The organism is Mesorhizobium sp. M0166, from assembly GCF_040322255.1.
Classification (GTDB): domain Bacteria; phylum Pseudomonadota; class Alphaproteobacteria; order Rhizobiales; family Rhizobiaceae; genus Mesorhizobium.
Window position 1 is genome coordinate 35,568 of sequence record NZ_JAMYTD010000022.1, and the last position, 18,753, is coordinate 54,320.

Sequence of the window (18,753 nt, forward strand, 5' to 3'; positions counted from 1 at the left end):
TGCGCCAGTTGGTCGTGGCCGGCGAGGCAGATGCCAGAGCTGCCAACACCTCGTCCAGAGGTATGATGGCATTTTGTCCGAAAGGGAACCTCGAGATCAAGGTGGGGATGCGAAGTGTCCGGAACATTAAACAAACATCCGCAATTTTCCACTAAGCTGCGGTGCTCACAATACTAAAACGATTGAAGTGTTGGTGGCAGCCATTCGAAGTTGAAAAACGAGCATTTTATGTTGCGGACAGCCCTTGTGTAGGCTCTATGTGTCCAGCCTATCAGGGGGGTGTGAGTGTCGGAAGTTGAAAAATCGGTCTTCCAAAGCGATCTGCCTTTAAAGGAAAAGCTCGAGCGAGCCAGGATGGAATTGCTCGACCTTTCTGCTCGCAACCGACTTTTGAATGTGCCACGGTTTTCAAAGAGCGCGAAGACGATCGATATTGTCGACGAGAGGTCGTCTGAGATCTATCGATTGCTGGTGAGCGAAGGAAAGGCTTTTACCTTCCTGGCCGGCAAGCCGGATCGGCCGAAGGCAGGCCAGGTTGAAAGCAGCCCTCCAGACGAGGAAATCGACTATTCCCCCGTTGCTCTTGCTCAGCCTGAGGACGAAGGATTCGACGATAGAGGGGTATCTGCGCGACATTCTGACACCAAGCTTCAGACGAGGATGACCCCAACGGGGCTGCAGCGCCGGCTCCTTGATCTCTACCACGATGCCCGCACACTTGAGGAAGAGCAGGGCGTCAATATCCTCTTTCTGGCCCTTGGCATGCTGAAGTGGATTGACCCGAACAACAAAGAAAACATCCGTCAGGCTCCTCTCATTTTGGTGCCGGTACGGCTTGAGCGAGGGGCCGCTGGAGAAAAGTTTCGGCTGCGAGCTCGTCCGGAAGATCTTACCGCAAACCTCTCCTTGGAACTCTATCTCGACCGCATCCGCAAGCTCGCCCTGCCGCGTTTTGAAGTGGGAGACGACTTCGACGTCTCGGCCTATCTCGATGCCGTTGCCGAAGCAGTGTCGACGAAAGAGGGTTGGCAGGTGCTTGCCGATGATATGGTGCTCGGCTTCTTCTCGTTCGCTAAGTTCTTGATGTACCGTGACCTGGATCCGGATCTCTGGCCGGATGGCGCAAAGATTATCGAACAACCGAAGATCCGCTCGCTTCTTTCAGATGGTTTCGACGCACGCGAACCGCTGATGTCGGACGACAATGCGATTGATCCGCATATTGCGCCTGCCGAAATGTTGCATATCGTCGACAGTGACAGTTCTCAGACGCTGGCGATCCATGATGCAAGAAAAGGTCGCGACCTCGTTATCCAAGGTCCGCCTGGGACAGGAAAATCGCAGACGATCGCAAACATTATCGGGTCGGCCGTTGCCGACGGAAAGACCGTGCTGTTCGTGGCCGAAAAAATGGCTGCGCTGGAAGTCGTGAAGCGACGGCTTGATACTGCCGGAGTGGGGGACGCCTGCCTCGAGCTCCATAGTAACAAGGCGAACAAGCGCATGATGCTGGAGGAGCTGCGGCGCACCTGGCAACTCGGATCGCCTAGGGGACAGCTTCCTTCTTCCCTGACTGAGCGCTTGCTGGAGGCTCGCGATAAACTCAATGCACATGCTGCACGAATGCACGTTGCATTTGGAACGTCCGAACTCACTCCATACCAGGTTCTTGGCCAGCTAACCCGACTAAGGCAGAACGGGCAAAAACCAGTTGATATTGAACTTGAGGATGCCACCTCTTGGACGAATGACGGTGTCTCGCAACGTCGCAAACTTCTCGATGAGGTGTCTCAGCGGATCAACGAGATCGGCTTGCCGATCCACCACCCATGGCGGGGAGTTGGCCTGGATGTCGTTCTACCAACGACTATTGAGAGGCTCGTCCCACGCATTGCGTCGTCGCTGGATCAAGCAAAGGCTCTGCACGCCAAACTGGCCGATATTGCTGAGCGGATCGAGGCGAAGCCTCCGCAAATCCTCAGCGACAGCGGCGAGGTAGAAGATCGTGCTGAGCTTCTCGCGTCCGCACCTGGACTTCCTGCCGAGGCGCTAGTCTCGCCGGTTTGGGATGAGCGTCCAAAGGACATTGCATCGCTTCTCTGGACAGGAACGGATTTCAACCGCAAATCCGAGGAACTGTCGGAGCAGTTGGTGGCGACGGCTATCGACACGCCAATCGAAGGTCTCGAGACAGAGCTTGCTAAGCTTCCTTCAGACTTTCCGAAAGATGGTTTCGTTCGTGCGCGCCAGCTAACCGTGTTGCTCCCACGCTTACGGGAAGAAGCTGAGCGGCTAAATCAAGAACTGGGGTCTACGGTTTTACCGGACACGCTTGCAGGACTCCTCAGGCTAGTGATGACCGGCGAGAGAGTTGCGGCAGCCCCCGATGCGAGCCCTGAGGCATTCGCAGCCACAGTTTGGGACTCCGGGCTGGAACAGGCTGGTGACCTTGCCGACAGCGTAGCAACGCTAGAGACTGCTAGAGCCGAGCTTCAGGGCAAGGTTGTTGATGCCGCGTGGAGTACCAACGTGGCCGCGGCGCGGCAAGCGCTCGCCACGCACACGGGAATATTGAAAGCATTGAATGGCGACTACCGTCGCGCCACTGCACTTGTGCGGACTATTTTGGTAGCCCCTAGCGCGCCTGCGGCGGAGATAGTGGGTCTCCTCGACATTCTGATGAAGGGCCAGGCGGCCGCAGCAAAAGTGCGCGAAGGCGACGCCTTTGGCCGTTCCGCCTTCGGAGCCGATTGGCGCGGGGAGAGATCGTCTTCGGCACCACTCCAGGCCTTAGTGGAGTGGATGCGCACGCTGAGGGGACTTGGCTCGGAACCGCGAATTATAGCCGGGCGGATGGCGGAGCGCTCTGAAGCGGGCGCGCGTGCGGTCCGAGTTCGTAAGGTGATCGACATCGGTCAGCCGATTATCGAGGGGTTCTGGAACGATTTAGGCCACCTTGCGTCATCCATGCTAGGTGACGTGGCTTCCGCCGAGCGGGCCTCGCTGCAACTGATGGAAACGAAGGCAAGCACTGTAGCTCAAGCCGATGACGCGTCACGACAGGTTCTGACTGACGTTCCAGATCTGATCAGTGAGCGGGTGGAGATACTGCGCCGACTAGGCAGACTACAAGCGCTTGCTCAAGAGATCGACGACGGGGAAAGCCTTGGCAAGTTCGCATTCGGCTCGTCGTGGCTCGGTCGAGGATCCGATTGGGCCGCTCTCGCGCAAGCCGAACTTTGGCTGAGAGAAAATGGCTCAATCCGGCATTTGGCTGCGCGGTTGCCTGAAAGAAAAGAGATCGCAAACTTGGCGCGTTCAGCGCGTGAAGCGGCCCAAGCGGCAGCGCGGGAATTGAAGGCGCTTGCAGGGGATTTGAAAGCCGATGCTCCCTCCTTGTTTGGAGTAGACGATTTTCCAGACGTCGCGATAGTCGAGGTTGTTTCTCGACTGGAGGGGTGGCTCGATCATCAGGAACAGCTCTCGAAATGGGTTGCCTATGAAGAGCGATCCGAAACGGCCCGAAAGGCTGGACTGGGACAGTTGATAGACGGCCTAGCCGACGGCCAGATTACAACAGGATCGGCGCGATCAGTCTTCGATATGGCCTACTACGAACGAATGTTTCTAGCGATGGCGACCGATGAGCCGGAGCTGGCAAGGTTCGACGGGGAACTGCATTCCAGGGCTGTACGTGACTTCGCGGATCTGGACCGACAGAGGATCAAGGCCGGTGCCATCGAAGTTGTGACGGCTCATCACCGAAAAATTCCTTCAAGAGACGGCGGAGCTGGACCAGTCGGACTGCTTCGTTCTGAGATGGCGCGCAGACGGGGCCACATGCCTATCCGGCAGTTGATGCAGAAGGCAGGGCCTGCCATCCAGGCACTCAAGCCAGTGTTCATGATGAGCCCGCTTTCGGTGGCCCAATTCCTGTCGCCCGGCAGGATGTCCTTCGATCTGCTTGTGATGGACGAGGCGTCTCAGATACAGCCTGTGGACGCGCTTGGCTCGATCGCCAGGGCCAATCAGGTGGTCGTTGTTGGCGACGAACGCCAACTGCCACCCACGACATTCTTCGCGAAGATGACAGGCTCGCAGTCTGAAGATGACGAGGGTGAGGGCGCGCAGGTCGCCGACATCGAAAGCATCCTCGGCCTGTTCACGGCCCGCGGCTTGCCGCAGCGTATGCTCCGCTGGCACTACCGTAGCCGTCACCAATCTCTGATCGCCGTATCGAACAGCCAGTTCTACGAGAACCGGCTTTTCATCGTGCCAAGCCCCTATACCCAAGAGGCAGGCATGGGGTTGCGGTTTCATCATGTGCCGGAGGGGGTCTTCGATTCCGGTGGCACAGGAACCAATCCGGTAGAGGCGAGAGCAGTAGCCGAAGCGATCATCCGTCATGCGAAGGTGAACCCGCAAGAGACTCTAGGCGTTGCAACATTTTCGGTTAGCCAACGCCGCGCGATCCAGGATGAACTCGAAGCGCTGCGGCGACTAAATCCCGATACGGAGGAGTTCTTTCACGCGCATCCCAGCGAGCCATTCTTTGTCAAGAACCTTGAGAATGTTCAAGGCGATGAGCGCGACGTGATCATGATCTCGGTGGGGTATGCCAAGAATGCGCAGGGATACATGGCCATGCGTTTCGGCCCTCTTGGTGCGGAAGGCGGCGAGCGTCGGCTCAACGTCCTCATAAGCCGAGCCAAGCGCAGCTGCGAAGTATTCGCGTCCATCACAGACGAAGACATCGACCTGGAGCGTGGCAAAGGGAAAGGCATCTTCGCCTTCAAGCTCTTCTTGCACTACGCGAGAACAGGGCGAATTTCGCTTGCCCAGGCCACGGTTCGCGAAATGGATTCAATCTTTGAAGAACAGGTAGCCAACGCGCTGATCGAAAAAGGTTATCAGGTTCATGCTCAGGTGGGCATTGCCGGTTTCTTCATCGACCTCGCGGTTGCGGATCCAGAGAGGCCAGGCCGGTATATACTCGGCATCGAATGCGATGGTGCAGAATATCATTCGTCGCGCTCGGCCAGAGATCGAGACCGGCTACGGCAATCCGTCCTTGAGGATCATGGTTGGATTATTCATCGGATCTGGAGCGCTGACTGGTTCCAACGACCTCATGAGCAGCTGGAGCGAACCATACTAGCGATTGAGGCTGCCAGAAAGGAACTCGATGAGCGGGCCGAATTGGGGGTTCAGAGAAATCGTGCTGTAGCCGTTCAGGTTGTTATGGTCGACCGGGGCAACGTGACGGAAATCGGTCTCGAGAGCACAAACGGATCCGAGACTCCCAATCGAGCCTACGAAGAGACTCAGCTAAGGCGACCGGGATCGTTCGAACTCCACGAGACGCCCAGCGGAATCATGGCCGGGCTGGTCGAGCAGGTCGTGGCTACAGAAACACCAATCCATGTCGACGAAATAGTTTCGCGTATTCGGGACGCGTGGGGTCTGCAGCGGGCCGGTGGCAGGATTCAGGATGCAATCGAGCGAGGTGTAGGCATAGCACAGAGAGATGGTGCAGTAGCCCGTCGAGGCAACTTCTGCTTCAAGCCGGGTGCTCCTGTTCGTCTTAGAGATCGCAGTGCGGTCGTGTCCCCTGGATTGCGTAAGCCCGAAATGATTGCGCAGGACGAGGTCGCCCAAGGCGCTATGGAAGTCGTGAAATCCAATCTCGGTGCGACAGAGGAAGAAATTGCCACAGGCGTTGCGAGGATGCTGGGCTTCAAAGCCACAAGCGCACAACTGAAGCAGCTAATTTCGGCCGCGGTCGCCGATTCAGTTGCCAAGGGATTGTTACGGTCCCAAGACGGCTTGTTGGTGGTCGGCGACTCCACGAGCGAGAAATTAGCCGAAGTGTAATGGGGCGTTGCAGCGACCTCGCTGCAATTTCAGTCGAGCTCAGAACACCTCTTTCCCTGGCGGAGGCCGAATGGCATTTCGATTCGTACACACGGCCGATATTCATCTCGACTCGCCGCTTCGTTCGCTGGCCATGCGAAATCCCGATCTTGCCGGGCTCGTGGGCGACGCCAGCCGCCAGGCATTCGTTTCGATAGTGGATCTCTGCCTTGAGGAACGAGTCGACGCGTTGGTCATTGCTGGCGACCTATACGATGGCGAGCAGACCTCGATGAAAACTGCGCGGTTTCTGGCATCGCAAATGACACGCCTCCACCAGACCGGCATCAGGGTTTTCAAGATCCGCGGCAATCATGACGCCTTGTCGCGGATTTCCAAACAGCTGGTGTTTCCCGACACCGTTACCATCTTCGGCGGTCGTGCTCAGTCGGTATTGCAGACAGCCGGCGGTCTGGACATCGTTTTCCACGGTTTGAGCTTTGCGAACCCAAAGGCCCCGGACAGCCTGCTGACCAAATATCCGGCTGCTCGTGAAGGGGCCGTCAACATAGGCATCATGCATACCAGTCTGGCTGGATCGCCCGGTCACGACGTTTACGCGCCCTGCAGCATCGCTGACCTGCACGCCCACGGTTTCGACTATTGGGCCCTCGGCCACATTCATGTTCGTCAAGTCTATTCCGGCGCAAGCACCGTGGTGATGCCGGGAATACCTCAGGGGAGGGATATAAACGAGGCGGGTGAGAAATCAGTCACCCTGGTGACGGTGCGCGACGACCGTTCGGTGGAGATCGAGGAACGGCTGACCAGCGTTGCGCAGTTCGAACGGGTGAGCGTCGACCTTACCGGGGCGGTGGAGTGGCCCGAGGCCGTCGCGTGTATTCGTTTCGCGCTCGAAGAGATGCGGGCCACCGTCCGATCGCGTCATGCTGTGGCCCGCGTTGGCCTGAGAGGGACGTCACCATTGTTATGGGCGCTGATCCGCGACAGGGACCTCCTTCTTGCCGAAGCCGAACAGGCTGCGGAACAGCTGGGCCATACGTGGGTGGAGAAGCTCGAGCTTGACCTCGCGCCGCCTCGGACGGAGACCGACGAGGATATTGCTGATCCGATTTTCGAACTCGGGCAATCAATGCGAGCCGATGCCACCTCGGAGGCCTTCCGCGCTGAGGCGAGGGCGTTCGTCCAAAAGATGGTCACCGACCTTCCGGCCGACGGACGGGATTTTGCTGGGAAGGACGAAGCCGGGCTGGAGCAGTTCCTCGATCAGGTGCTTTCCAAGGGTGCGGACTTGGTCACTGCCCGCCTTAAGTCCGGTGGATCGTCATGAGGTTGCGGCGACTTGACCTCATTCGCTATGGAAAGTTCACCAATAGCACGATCGACTTCGGACCCAAACCGGAATCCGGACCTGACCTGCATATCGTGTTCGGCCTGAATGAGGCCGGCAAATCGACCGCGCTTTCCGCCTACTTAGACTTGCTGTTCGGCATCGAGGAACGGAGCCGCTACAACTTCCTGCACGAGTACAGCGCCATGCGCATTGGCGGCGTGCTGGAACTGGCCGGCTCCGAGCACACGTTCACGCGTACGAAACAGCGTACTAATTCGCTATTGAACGCGACGGGCCAACCGGTGAGCGACGTGGCGATCACGGCGCATCTCGCCGGACTGTCGCGTGACGCTTACACGACGATGTTCTCACTCGATGACGAGACGCTGGAAGCGGGCGGGAAGTCGATTCTGGAGTCGCGGGGCGACCTCGGCAAGCTCCTCTTCACGGCAAGCGCCGGTCTTGGGAACGCAAGTGATACGTTGAACACCCTCGAGGCCGAAGCAGACGCTCTGTATCGGAAGCAGGCGCATGGCACCGAACTGGCGCTCCTGAAGAAGCGCCTTGTTGACGTGAAGTCGCGCAGGGATGCGATCGATACCCTTGCATCAACCTACGAGGGCCTGGAGGCCGAACGTCTCGATGCAGCGCAGCAATACGACCGGACCATCAGTGACCGAGCGGTGCTGGTGGCCAGGCTGGATACCATTGCTCGTTACGTGCGTGCTGCGCCGATGCGGGCGGATATCCGGCGCAAGATTGCCCGGCTGAATGAGCTGCCGGACATCGCCTCCCCAGCTCGCACGTGGACGGGTAGTGTCACCGGACTCATCGATGACGATGCCAGCCTCAGAACGCGGCTGTCCGCAAACATCGACGAGGTCCAGCGCTTGGCGGCAAAAGTCACTGCGGTCGATGAGGATGGATCGATCCTGTCGATTTCCGAACGAATTCGCGGGCTTGCGGAGAGCAAAGTGCGCCATACCGCGGCTGGCTTTGACTTGCCCACTCGCAGGATGGGGCTGCAAATCCTCAACAACACCGTGGCAAGCTGCCTAGCCGCCTTGGGTCGATCTTCCGAGCCGGATCCTGCCGCGCTGCTTCTGCCTGCCGTCACCGTTGGCGTCGTTCGCGCTATGGTCGAGCAGAGGTCCGGGATTGCTACCGGGGTGCGCGCCGCCCGCGACGAGGCGGCGGCAGCACTCGATGCGCTGCAGGCGGCAAGGCAGCGGGTCGGCGAGGAAAGGGCAGTGCCCGAACCTGCCAGGGCAAGGCTGGGCTCGGCTTTGTCGAAAGCGCGAGCAAGCGGACACCTGGCGGAGATCAGGACGGCTCGCGAGGCAGAAGATGCGGGAACAATTCGATGGGAGGTGTCGCTCGCGCGCTTGCGTCCATGGAGAGGAGATGCCCTTGCTCTCGCCAACGTCGCGGTTCCGAGCGCCGGGCACATTGCCGCCTGGAAGACAGTAGCGTCAGAACTGGCAAGAAACACCGCCGTACTTGCCGAACGCCTCGCCGAATACGAGGGCAACCGTGCCATGCTCAAGGCTGGATTGGATGCCCTTCGTGCCTCGGTCGACGTTGTCGACGATGATGGGGCTGCCGCGATCCGCCGTGTCCGCGATGATGCGTGGGCAACACACCGCGCAGCGCTGACCGGTGACACCGCTGACGATTTCGCCGTGGCACTGGCGCGCGATGACATTGCCAGCGCGGGCCGGCTGGCCGGCGCGGCGGATCTTGCCGAGATCCGGGCAACGACTCGCGAACTGGCCGAGGTCGCGGCCAACCTGTCACGCAACGGCATCCAACGCACACAGCTCGGCAAGGATGTGGATACCCAATTGTTGGAAATCCGCGCGGCCGCCAGAGACCTGCTCGGAGACGCCGTGGAACCTTCGTCTGAGCGCCTGATCGAAAGGATCGAGGATCAGATCGAGGCGCGCAGCGATGCGCTCGCTGCCTGGGAGCAGATCGAACTTCTCCGCAGGAAGGCGGAGCGAGCCGCTGACGCCGGCGAGCAGATACGCTTGGAAATGAGAGCAGCGCTGGAAAGCGTCGGCATAGTATCAGAGCCCGGCGACACCCTCGAAGCAATCATGGCCATCGCTGAGCTGTTTCTGGATCGGCAGCGCAAGGTGGACGCAGAGTATGCCGAGGCGCTCAGAATGGTGGGCTCCAAAGAAGAGGATCTAGCGGCCCGACGGGTTGCCGTAGGCGTGGCGGAGCGTCGCGAGGAGGAATGGCTGGCCGGCATTGTCGAAGCACTCAAGGGAACTTGGCTCGAAAGCGGGCTCTCAGCATCCGGCGTCGGCACTGTGCTCGATCAATTGGCCGAACTGTCAAGAAGCCTGCAGGAACGGGACGATCTGCAGCTGCGTATCGACAAGATGGCGGCCGACAGGGCTAATTTTCTGGTCGAGGTCATCGCCGTAGCGGTTGAAGCCGACGAGCCGACGGAGGATGGCGAGCCGGAGCAGTTGGCCATCCGCCTTGCCGAGCGCCTGGAGCGCGCCGAGCGGACACGCGAAACGAAGGCAAGCCTCGGCCACGACCTGAAGCGCCTGAAGGAGGCGCGCGACATCCTCGACAATGAGATTTCGGCGCACGAACGCCGCAAGAACGAAGTGCTGGGCGTTTTTGGCGTCGCCACTTTGTCCGAGGTAGTCGAACGCGATGAGCTGCTGCGCGAGCGGGATGGATTGCGCGCTGCCGTCGCTGAACTTGAGGAACGGGTAGTGACGGAACTTGCAGTCGACGGATTCGAGGAGGCACGCTCGATCCTGGACGCGATCGATTTCGACAGCCTCACGGTCGAGAAGGCTGAGGGCGAGCAGCGGCTTCGCCAGTTCGATGAGATGATCCAGCAACAGCTGATCCGGCAGACACGCGCGGCCGATAAGCTGGACGCCATCGGCGGCGACAGCGCGGTTGCACACCTGGATGCCGAACGGCGCACAACCCTGTTGAAAATCGAGGAGAAGGCCGTTCGTTACATCGAGCTGAAGCTCGGCATCATGTCGGCTGGAAATGCTTTGCGGATCTACCGTGAGAACCACCGTTCGGGGATGATGGCGCGTGCATCAGACGCATTCAAGCTAATGACCCGTGGGCAGTATTCAGGCCTTACAACCCAGCCCGTGAAAGGCGGGGAGGTTCTCATCGCGGTGCAGCGCGACGGGCAATCCAAGCTCGCTGACGCGCTTTCGAAGGGCGCGCGCTTTCAGCTCTACCTGGCACTGAGGCTCGCCGGTTATTACGAGTTCGCGCAATTCCGGCCCTCGGTTCCCTTCATCGCCGACGACATCATGGAAACCTTTGACCATATTCGCTCGGAGGAGGTTTTCAGATTGTTTGGGGAGATGGCGAACACAGGTCAGGTCATCTATCTCACGCACCACAAGCACTTATGTGAAATCGCCAAGGCTGTTGTGCCACAATCTACCATTCACCAGCTGGATTAGGCTCGATTAGAATTCGCCTCAAAACGGTTCAACTAACCAACTCGTCTGACATAGGAACTTTCGATCGAATCCGTCATGACGTCCCATAGAGGTTGAGAAATGCCTATTTTGTTCTGCAATGTTGCGTGGATGAACGACTACGCCGGGCGGAGCGCGGATGACCCGCCTCTCGGTGGCGGGGCATTTCCGAGTAAGCAGGGTTATTGCGCGGAATGCAACTTTGTTGCAGCCGATGACGGGTACGTTTACGGCTCTTCGAGACGATTAAGGGCGAATTGGATCGGCAGGTGCGCATCCAGAACTGGGTTCAGGCAAGCACGACGAATTTGTCGACGGGATCGACATCGTTTGGACGGCTCCGGAGGAAGGCAAAGATCCGCGCGTGGTGGTCGGGTGGTATCGCGGTGCGCGACTGTATCGCCACCGCCAGCACTTCAAGGGGCGTAACCCTTCCGCCCAGCATTACAAGGATAAGATCAGGTCGTTCAGGGCTAGGACACTCGCCGAAAATGCATTCGTGCTGCCCCCGGAGGATAGGCACCGTGGCAAAGGGTGGAGTGGCCAGGCAAGCTGGTGGTATGCGAACGATACGACAGATCGATCCGCCAGAGCATTCGTCAAGAGAGTAAAGGCATTTATCGAAGGCGAGCCAGTCGCTCCCGTCGGGGCATCGCCCGATCATGATGGAGGTCGTGGCCGACCGGCTGGAGCGGCAGCGTCCGACGTCTACAAACGGTATGTGCGGAAGTACGAGATCAATGTCCATCCTCAGCATGACAGTCTGCACAAACAGTTCGTAGCGTTTCTCAGCGAGCGATATCCGCGGATTGATTTTCCCGCTTGTTTTCGCGACGACCTTCGGTTGCGGTTGACGCAATGCCGGAAGTGATGGTCGAGATCAAGCCTGCTGATGCGGCTACGATGCGCTTCGCGATTCGCGCCGCGACCGGCCAGTTGCTCGACTACCGCCAGCATCAGCGGTGGACTGGCCGACAGGTAATTCTCGTCGGTGCGAAGGTGACGAGCAAGAACGATCTAAGTCTGGCGTTTGACAACGGCTTTGGCCTGGCCTGGCCCATTGGAACCGGCGGATTCGAGATCCGCTGGCCCGACGGCGCTGGTTGATTGGCAAGCAAGCGCCGAACGTCCGGAGGCTAAAGCTCAGGGTCGCGATGGATCGGCATTGCTGCTTTCGGTGCCGAACCCAATCTCTCATGTGGGGATATCGCAGTCCTCCAAACGATGCTCAAGTCGGTAGTAATGGTCCCTCATGCTTCGCAATCGTGCAATCAGTCCTTACTCGCCGGCGCGCAGAGCTGTGACGAACTCGTTTTCCTCCGCGAACCTGCTTAGGAGAGATCGTATCGCGTACGTACGACATCGATGTTTTGCGCCAGCTCAGTGCGGCCAATTTTGTACGATTGCTTGAATTCAGCGTATATCACGCCGTAGATTCAATCAGTCTGCGGCGCAGTTCGATGAACACTGCATCGTCCGTCGATTCGGACGTCTGGCATCCGACAGTATGTTTCTGACGTGGAGCTCAGTGACGCAGACCGCTGATATAGCACTTGTGTCAACGATCAACGCCAAACCGAGAGGCTTTCTTATCGTCTTGCATTTTGAGAAATTTCTACCCCTTGAGTGTCTCAGATGCGTATGCGCGAGCCTCTAAGGTCGCTGTACGTTGGCTTTAACGGTGCGGCAGATGCCGCGCACCGAGGTGCTTTGTCGACAACCGGTGTCGGTCGCCATGGCCCGGAGGTGAAGCCGGCGAGGCGCTTGCGCTGGTCCATGAGTAATCGTGCGGAGGACCGCGCCGCGCCGTGCCTCGCATCTCTCGTGCCGCTTGCGCTGCTGAGGCCTCTTCTGTCAGGCGGTCTAGGTTTCGCGCTTCGGGCCGAGCAGGAACACTGTCAGGGCGGCGGCGAACGTGGCAACAGCACTGTAGGCAATGGCACTGGTAATCCCGGCATTGTCCACCAATACTCCGCCGAAAATCGCGCCGGCTGCGATTGCCACTTGGAATGCTACGACCATCAGCACACCGGCGCTTTCGGCCTGCTCGGGAACGGCCCGCCGCACCATCCACGTCTGTAATCCCACCGGCACGGCGCCGAAGGCAAAGCCCCACCCGGCAACCGCAATCGCCGAGGCGAAGGCCGATGCTCCCGCCATCAGCAGCGAAACAGCGGCTATCGCTATGAGCAGCGGTGCAAGGGCCGCGACTGCCTTGAGACTGTACTCGGCCAGAAGCCCGCCGGCCAAATTGCCGAAGAATCCCCCGATGCCAAAAGCAAGCAACACAAGCGAAATCGTTTCGACGTCCAGAGCGGGAACCTTCTCGAGGAAGGCGCGGATATAAGTGATTCCGGCGAAGTGGCCGGAACCGACAAGCAGGACGACCACAAGCGCGACCTTGACCATCGGAATCTTAGCCACATTCAGCAGGCTGCGGAAGCTAGCCACTCCAATCGGAGGCAGTCTCGGAATGGTTATGAGTTGCACCAGCAGTGTAGCCGCGCCGCCGACTGCGGCGAGCATGAAGGCACTTCGCCATCCCCAGATATCGCCGACATAAGCGCCGAGTGGAGCTGCGCAAACGGTAGCCACGGAAACGCCGGTGAGGATGATCGCCATAGCGCGCGGCAGGAGGTGGCTTGGAACGAGCCGCATCGCCAGTGCTGCCGACATCGACCAGAAGCCTCCGAGCGCTATGCCGAGCACGACGCGTGCAGTCAGGAGAACCGCCAGCGACCACGCGCCGGCCGCCAGAACGTCCGACAGGATCAGCAGCAGCGTCATCGCCCACATGACGAGCCTGCGGTCCAGGCGCTTTGTGATGATAGCCACTGTCGGCGCCGAGATCGCCCCGACGATAGCGGTCGCCGTCATCGCCTGTCCAGCCGCTCCCTCGGTGATGCCGAGATCATGTGCGAGCGGCGTGAGCAGGCTGACAGGCAGAAACTCTGCGGTCACCAGCCCGAAGGTGCCCAAGGAAAGCGAAATGACCGCACCCCATGCGGGACCAGACGGTGGGACGGGCTTTTCTGGGTCGTGCAGAACAGCGTCCACAACGCCTGCCGCGGATTGGGTCATGAACGAAGTCTCCACTTTGATGCAATGCAACCTGATGTTGGCTGCCTTGACCCAAATTTAAAAACACAAGCGCATTTCCCGGCGGCGTTGCACGGAGGAGGGGATGTTCATTGCTTCGCGATATTTTGTGACGGTGCGGCGCGCAACATCGATGCCGGTTTCCTTCAGCCGGGCAGCGATGTCCTCGTCGGAAAGCACGTCACCGTGAGATTCTGCGGCAATCATCGCTTTGATCCGATGGCGGACAGCTTCGGCTGAGTGCGCATCGCCGCCTTGGCAGGACGCGATTGCGACGGTGAAAAAATACTTCAGTTCAAAGACGCCGCGCGGGGTAAGCATGTACTTGTTCGAGGTCACCCGGCTTACCGTCGACTCGTGCACGCCGATCGCGTCAGCGACGGTTCTGAGATTGAGAGGGCGCAGGTGGGCGACGCCATGTTCCAGAAAGGCATCCTGCTGACGCACGATTTCAGCCGCAACCTTAACAATGGTCTTGGCGCGCTGATCGAGGCTGCGGATTAGCCAGGTCGCGTTTTGCAAGCATTCGTCGAGAAATGCTTTATCTTTCGAATTTTGGGGAGTTTGACGCGAGACTTCGGCATAGTAGCTTTGGTTGATCAGCAGCTTTGGCAGCGTGGCAGGATCAAGTTCGATCTGCCACCCGCCTTGCGGCGAGGGCGTGACCCAGACGTCGGGTATGATTGATTCAGACGCACCGGATTGGAATCGGTTCCCAGGCTTGGGATCGAGCGCCCGAATCTCATGCATCATGTCGAGAAGGTCTTCTTCATCGACGCCGCAATGCTGCTTCAGTGCCTCAAAATCGCGTCGCGCAAGCATTTCAAGATTGGCAACCAAGGATGCCATTGCCGGGTCGAGCCGATTTCGCTGGCGCAACTGAATCTCGAGGCATTCTCTGAGACTTCGCGCAAAAACTCCCGGTGGATCAAATTGCTGCAAGGTTCCGAGAACCCGTTCCACAACAGCCTCATGGACATTTAGGCTCTCGGCCAGCTCCAAAAGGTTTGCCCGAAGATAGCCAGTATCTTCCAGATCGGCGGCAAGCTGGCCAGCGATCAGCCGCTCCTGTGGTGTGAACGCAGTGAGGGCGATCTGACGAGCGACATGGTCGTGCAATGTTTCGGCGAGGGTGGCAAACTCGTCGAGGGAAGGGCCATTGCCCGGCGGGTTGTTGGTCGTGTTGCCGAGTGATTTCCATTGCCCGAGCCGTTCAGGCGACCCTGCCCCGGTCGGTCCTTCAACGGCGTTTGCGCCAGGGCCGACAGGCTGATCCGCTCCCGAAATCGAGACGTCGTCAAAAGGCCCGCCATCGCTTGATGCAGATTCCAAAAGCGGGTTCTTCTCGATTTCCCGCTCCACGAACTGATGCAGTTCAGTATGCGCCAGTTGCAGCAGGCGAATCGACTCAATGAGTTGAGGCGATGCGACCATGGATTGCTTCTGGCGCTGAAGCAGGCTTGCTGAGGATTGCATGGTGAGCGCGAAAATCCTGTCGAGGAGCCTCTTGGGGCCGGCAATGGCACCACTGAGACGTATTCTAGGTCATGCGGCGGCTTTCAGCGTTTCGAGAACGTTTTGCGGGGACGAGACGCCATAGGGGTCGGCCTCGCAGTTGTCGGAGAAACCTTCCTCCTCGAACCAATGCTCCACCACGCGATTGTTGATCAGGGCGGCGTAGCGCCAGGAGCGCATCCCGAAGCCGAGATTGTCCTTGGCGACCAGCATGCCCATTTTGCGTGTGAACTCGCCTGAGCCATCGGGGATGAGCTCGACCTGCTTCAGACCTAAGGACTTCCCCCACGCATTCATGACGAAGGCGTCGTTGACTGAGAGGCAGTAAATCGCGTCAATTCCCTCCTTCTCAAACTCGTCATAGAGCTCTTCGAACTGGGGCAATTGGTAGGTCGAGCAGGTCGGCGTGAAGGCGCCAGGCAGCGAGAACAGGATGACCCGCTTGCCGGCAAAGTAGTCGTCAGATGTCTTTTCTTGCCAGCGATATGGATTTGGCCCCTGGACTGACTTATCGTGAACACGCGTGAGAAAGGTGACGAAGGGAACTTTCTTTTGAACTGTCATCAAGTTGCTCCTAACGAAGAAAACTGGCGCTGAATTCTGGCAGAGGCTGGCGCAATACCGAGCAAAGGCTCGTATGCCCGGCACGGAATGAGGACCTCGCGGCTCGCAACCTCCTTTTTCCCTCCCGACGTATAGGAACGTCTTGGCGGCTGGTCTTGGCCACCCGGACGCAATCGATCTGAGCGAGCTGGACACCGTCGAGCCGCTTGGTTCCCACGGCTATGGCGCCGGAAGCGGGATCGGTCACTCGCGATCGTGCGTTTGGAAAAGGGATAGCGGCCGGAAGTAGCCAATATCGCAAGCATGTGGGGGCCTGAAATGTCACTTCACGCAGACTCGGGTCACTGGACTGGTTCAGCGTGTTGTCGATATGTGGCAGTGACCCGCCGGCCTTGGCTTGGGTGACCCTTTGACGGGGCCCTTGGGCACTCACATGCTGAACAGAACCGGTAAACGGCATTTGCGCGAGCGGCCCGTGTTGGCGTGCCGGCATCGGACCAGCCATGCGCAAAGCGGCCACCGAGAACGGCCTTCCGGAGGAGACGATGTCCCGATGTTCAGCGGGAACGGGCATCGTCTCCTCAGGCCACTGTCTAGAGCTTCGCGCGTCGGGCATGGTGCAAGTCGCTTTCATCGTGATTTGATGGTGCTCTAACCAGGAGCAGCAAGCGGCGTGCCATTTCAAATAGAGGTGCTGTTGGACCGCCCCCTTCTTCTCGGAGGCCGTGTCTTAGAAGATCGGGCGCGCGCTATACCGCCTCGTCACACAGGCAACAACGATGCTGTAGGGTGCGGATATTCGGCGCTTCAGCCCCGGCTGGGCAAAGAAGAACCGGAAGCGGAGCCGATGCACTACCTGAGGCTGGCGGGCACTCCAGTCATTGCGTAGCGTGTGCCGCTAGCGTTCATGGGTGCGCAGGCCCGGCTATCGCGAACACGCGCCTGTCGCAGCAACATGAGCGCGCGCTCTTGGGCAAGCGCCCTGGCGCCGTGAGGATCGAATTCCCAATCGTGTCTGTTTGCCGCCCTCTTATGTTCGAAACTGGACCAGAATGTCGCAAGCCCGACCTAAAGGTCGCCCGAGGCGTTCTGTCCGACACTGTTCCGTCGCCTTTGTTGGCCCGCGACACCGGCCTATTTCGCCTAGCTCTTCTCTGGCCTCAGGCTAGGCCGCTGAGAAGCTGCCACAATTTTTTTCTGCTGCGGCCAAATTGGCACGAGATTTGAAGCACCTTCGTTGCGGGCCGGGAGCCGCCGACCGACTTTCATTTCGTGGATGACACGAATGGAACGAAGAAAGAAAAGCAAAATGTCAAATCCGCGTCGGATAGCGTCTATGGGCAGGGGGTCCTCGGCGAAACCGCCCTTACCCAACAGCTCGCCGCCCTTGTCGACCCTTGCGCAGGAAATCTTGGCCGGCGGCGGCTCAAAGGCCCACCACACCGACCTTATCCTGAAATCGATGGTGCAGGATAAAGTTCTGCATCTCGCCGCGCGGTGTGCCTAGACAGTTACACGTTGGCCGGTCTTGATAATCAGGCCGGCCGTCGGAGGACGTCATCTGTATGCCGTCTTAGGTCATTCGCTGCCGCAGCGCCCGCCGGTCACCTTCCGCCCTTCCATCGCTATAGAGTGAAGTGCCACCATGCCCGAACAACCTTTGCCGACGCTGCCGATGTGGCGCGTCGATCACATTGAGCCCTCGCCCGAGATGTTGGCACTACGCGCCAACGGTCCGATCCACCGCGTGCGCTTCCCGTCCGGGCACGAAGGCTGGTGGGTCACAGGCTACGACGAGGCCAAGGCGGTGTTGTCCGACGCGGCGTTCCGGCCCTCCGGAATGCCGCCGGCGGCATTCACCCCGGATTCGGTGATTCTCGGTTCGCCGGGGTGGCTGGTCTCGCACGAGGGGGGCGAGCATGCGCGGTTACGCACGATCGTGGCGCCGGCCTTCAGCAACGGCAGGGTGAAGCAGCTCGCGCAGCAGGTCGAGGCGATCGCCGCGCAGTTGTTCGAGACGCTGGCGGCCCAGCCCCAGCCCGCCGATCTGCGGCGCCACCTCTCCTTTCCGCTTCCGGCCATGGTCATTGGCGCGCTGATGGGCGTGCTCTACGAGGATCACGCCTTTTTCGCCGGGCTGTCCGACGAGGTGATGACGCACCAGCATGAAAGCGGCCCGCGAAGCGCGTCGCGCTTGGCCTGGGAAGAACTCCGCGCCTACATTCGCGGCAAGATGCGGGACAAGCGCCAGGATCCGGGCGACAACGTGCTGACGGATCTGCTCGCGGCGGTCGACCAGGGCAAGGCGACCGAGGAAGAGGCGATCGGCCTGGCGGCGGGCATGCTGGTGGCGGGGCACGAGAGCACCGTCGCGCAGATCGAATTCGGCCTGCTGGCCATGTTCCGCCATCCGCAACAGCGCGAACGCCTGGTCGGCGATCCATCCCTGGTGGACAAGGCGGTGGAGGAAATCCTGCGCATGTACCCGCCGGGCGCCGGCTGGGACGGCATCATGCGCTATCCGAGGACCGACGTGACCATCGCGGGCGTGCATGTTCCCGCGGAGAGCAAGGTGCTGGTCGGCCTGCCGGCGACGTCGTTCGATCCGCGCCATTTCGACGACCCGGAAATCTTCGACATCGGACGCGACGAAAACCCGCACCTGGCGTTCTCCTACGGGCCGCACAACTGCATCGGCTTGGCGCTGGCCAGGCTGGAACTCAAGGCGGTGTTCGGTTCGATCTTCCAGCGCTTTCCCGCGCTGCGCCTGGCCGTGGCGCCCGAAGAACTGAAGTTGCGCAACGAGATCATCACTGGCGGGTTCGAGGAGTTCCCGGTGCTCTGGTGATGCGCGGACGCCACCAGGAACGCGATGTTCTCGAATTG

At 59.6% G+C, this 18,753-nt stretch carries 9 protein-coding genes; 5 read left to right on the top strand and 4 right to left on the bottom strand.

All coding sequences use genetic code 11. The annotated features are described in order from the left end of the window. Positions 1-285 precede the first annotated feature (285 nt). The 4 genes from NKJ46_RS22265 (at position 286) to NKJ46_RS22280 (ending at position 11,796) form a co-directional block, all read left to right on the top strand. A complete protein-coding gene (locus NKJ46_RS22265; protein WP_352667643.1) occupies positions 286-5,874 on the top strand; it encodes a DUF3320 domain-containing protein in 5,589 nt (1,862 codons plus the stop codon). A 70-nt stretch (positions 5,875-5,944) separates the two neighbouring features. Then, positions 5,945-7,204, top strand: coding sequence for a metallophosphoesterase family protein (locus NKJ46_RS22270; RefSeq protein WP_352667646.1), 1,260 nt, complete (start codon positions 5,945-5,947; stop codon positions 7,202-7,204). Further along, entirely contained in the window at positions 7,201-10,671 is a 3,471-nt protein-coding gene (locus NKJ46_RS22275) for an ATP-binding protein (protein ID WP_352667648.1), read from the top strand. The genes NKJ46_RS22270 and NKJ46_RS22275 overlap by 4 nt, the downstream gene beginning before the upstream one ends. A gap of 876 nt (positions 10,672-11,547) precedes the next feature. Then, the gene (locus NKJ46_RS22280) at positions 11,548-11,796 is read left to right on the top strand and encodes a hypothetical protein (protein ID WP_352516041.1); all 249 of its coding nucleotides are present in this window, start codon (positions 11,548-11,550) and stop codon (positions 11,794-11,796) included. 756 nt (positions 11,797-12,552) lie between these two features. Here NKJ46_RS22280 and NKJ46_RS22285 read toward each other — a convergent pair. The 4 genes from NKJ46_RS22285 to NKJ46_RS22300 all read right to left on the bottom strand — a co-directional run bounded on the left by NKJ46_RS22285 (position 12,553) and on the right by NKJ46_RS22300 (position 17,310). Beyond that, a complete protein-coding gene (locus NKJ46_RS22285; RefSeq protein WP_352667651.1) occupies positions 12,553-13,770 on the bottom strand; it encodes an MFS transporter in 1,218 nt (405 codons plus the stop codon). Positions 13,771-13,827: 57 nt separating this feature from the next. Beyond that, positions 13,828-15,264, bottom strand: coding sequence for an RNA polymerase factor sigma-54 (gene rpoN / locus NKJ46_RS22290; RefSeq protein ID WP_352667654.1), 1,437 nt, complete (start codon positions 15,262-15,264; stop codon positions 13,828-13,830). A gap of 69 nt (positions 15,265-15,333) precedes the next feature. Further along, positions 15,334-15,867: a peroxiredoxin gene (locus NKJ46_RS22295; protein WP_352667657.1), complete on the bottom strand. Its 534-nt coding sequence runs from the start codon at positions 15,865-15,867 to the stop codon at positions 15,334-15,336. Positions 15,868-17,010: 1,143 nt separating this feature from the next. Beyond that, entirely contained in the window at positions 17,011-17,310 is a 300-nt protein-coding gene (locus NKJ46_RS22300) for a hypothetical protein (RefSeq protein WP_352578881.1), read from the bottom strand. Positions 17,311-17,512: 202 nt separating this feature from the next. Between NKJ46_RS22300 and NKJ46_RS22305 the strand changes: the two genes are divergently transcribed. Then, positions 17,513-18,715 (top strand): cytochrome P450, encoded by a 1,203-nt coding sequence (locus tag NKJ46_RS22305; protein ID WP_352667660.1) that lies wholly within the window; start codon positions 17,513-17,515, stop codon positions 18,713-18,715. Positions 18,716-18,753 lie beyond the last annotated feature (38 nt).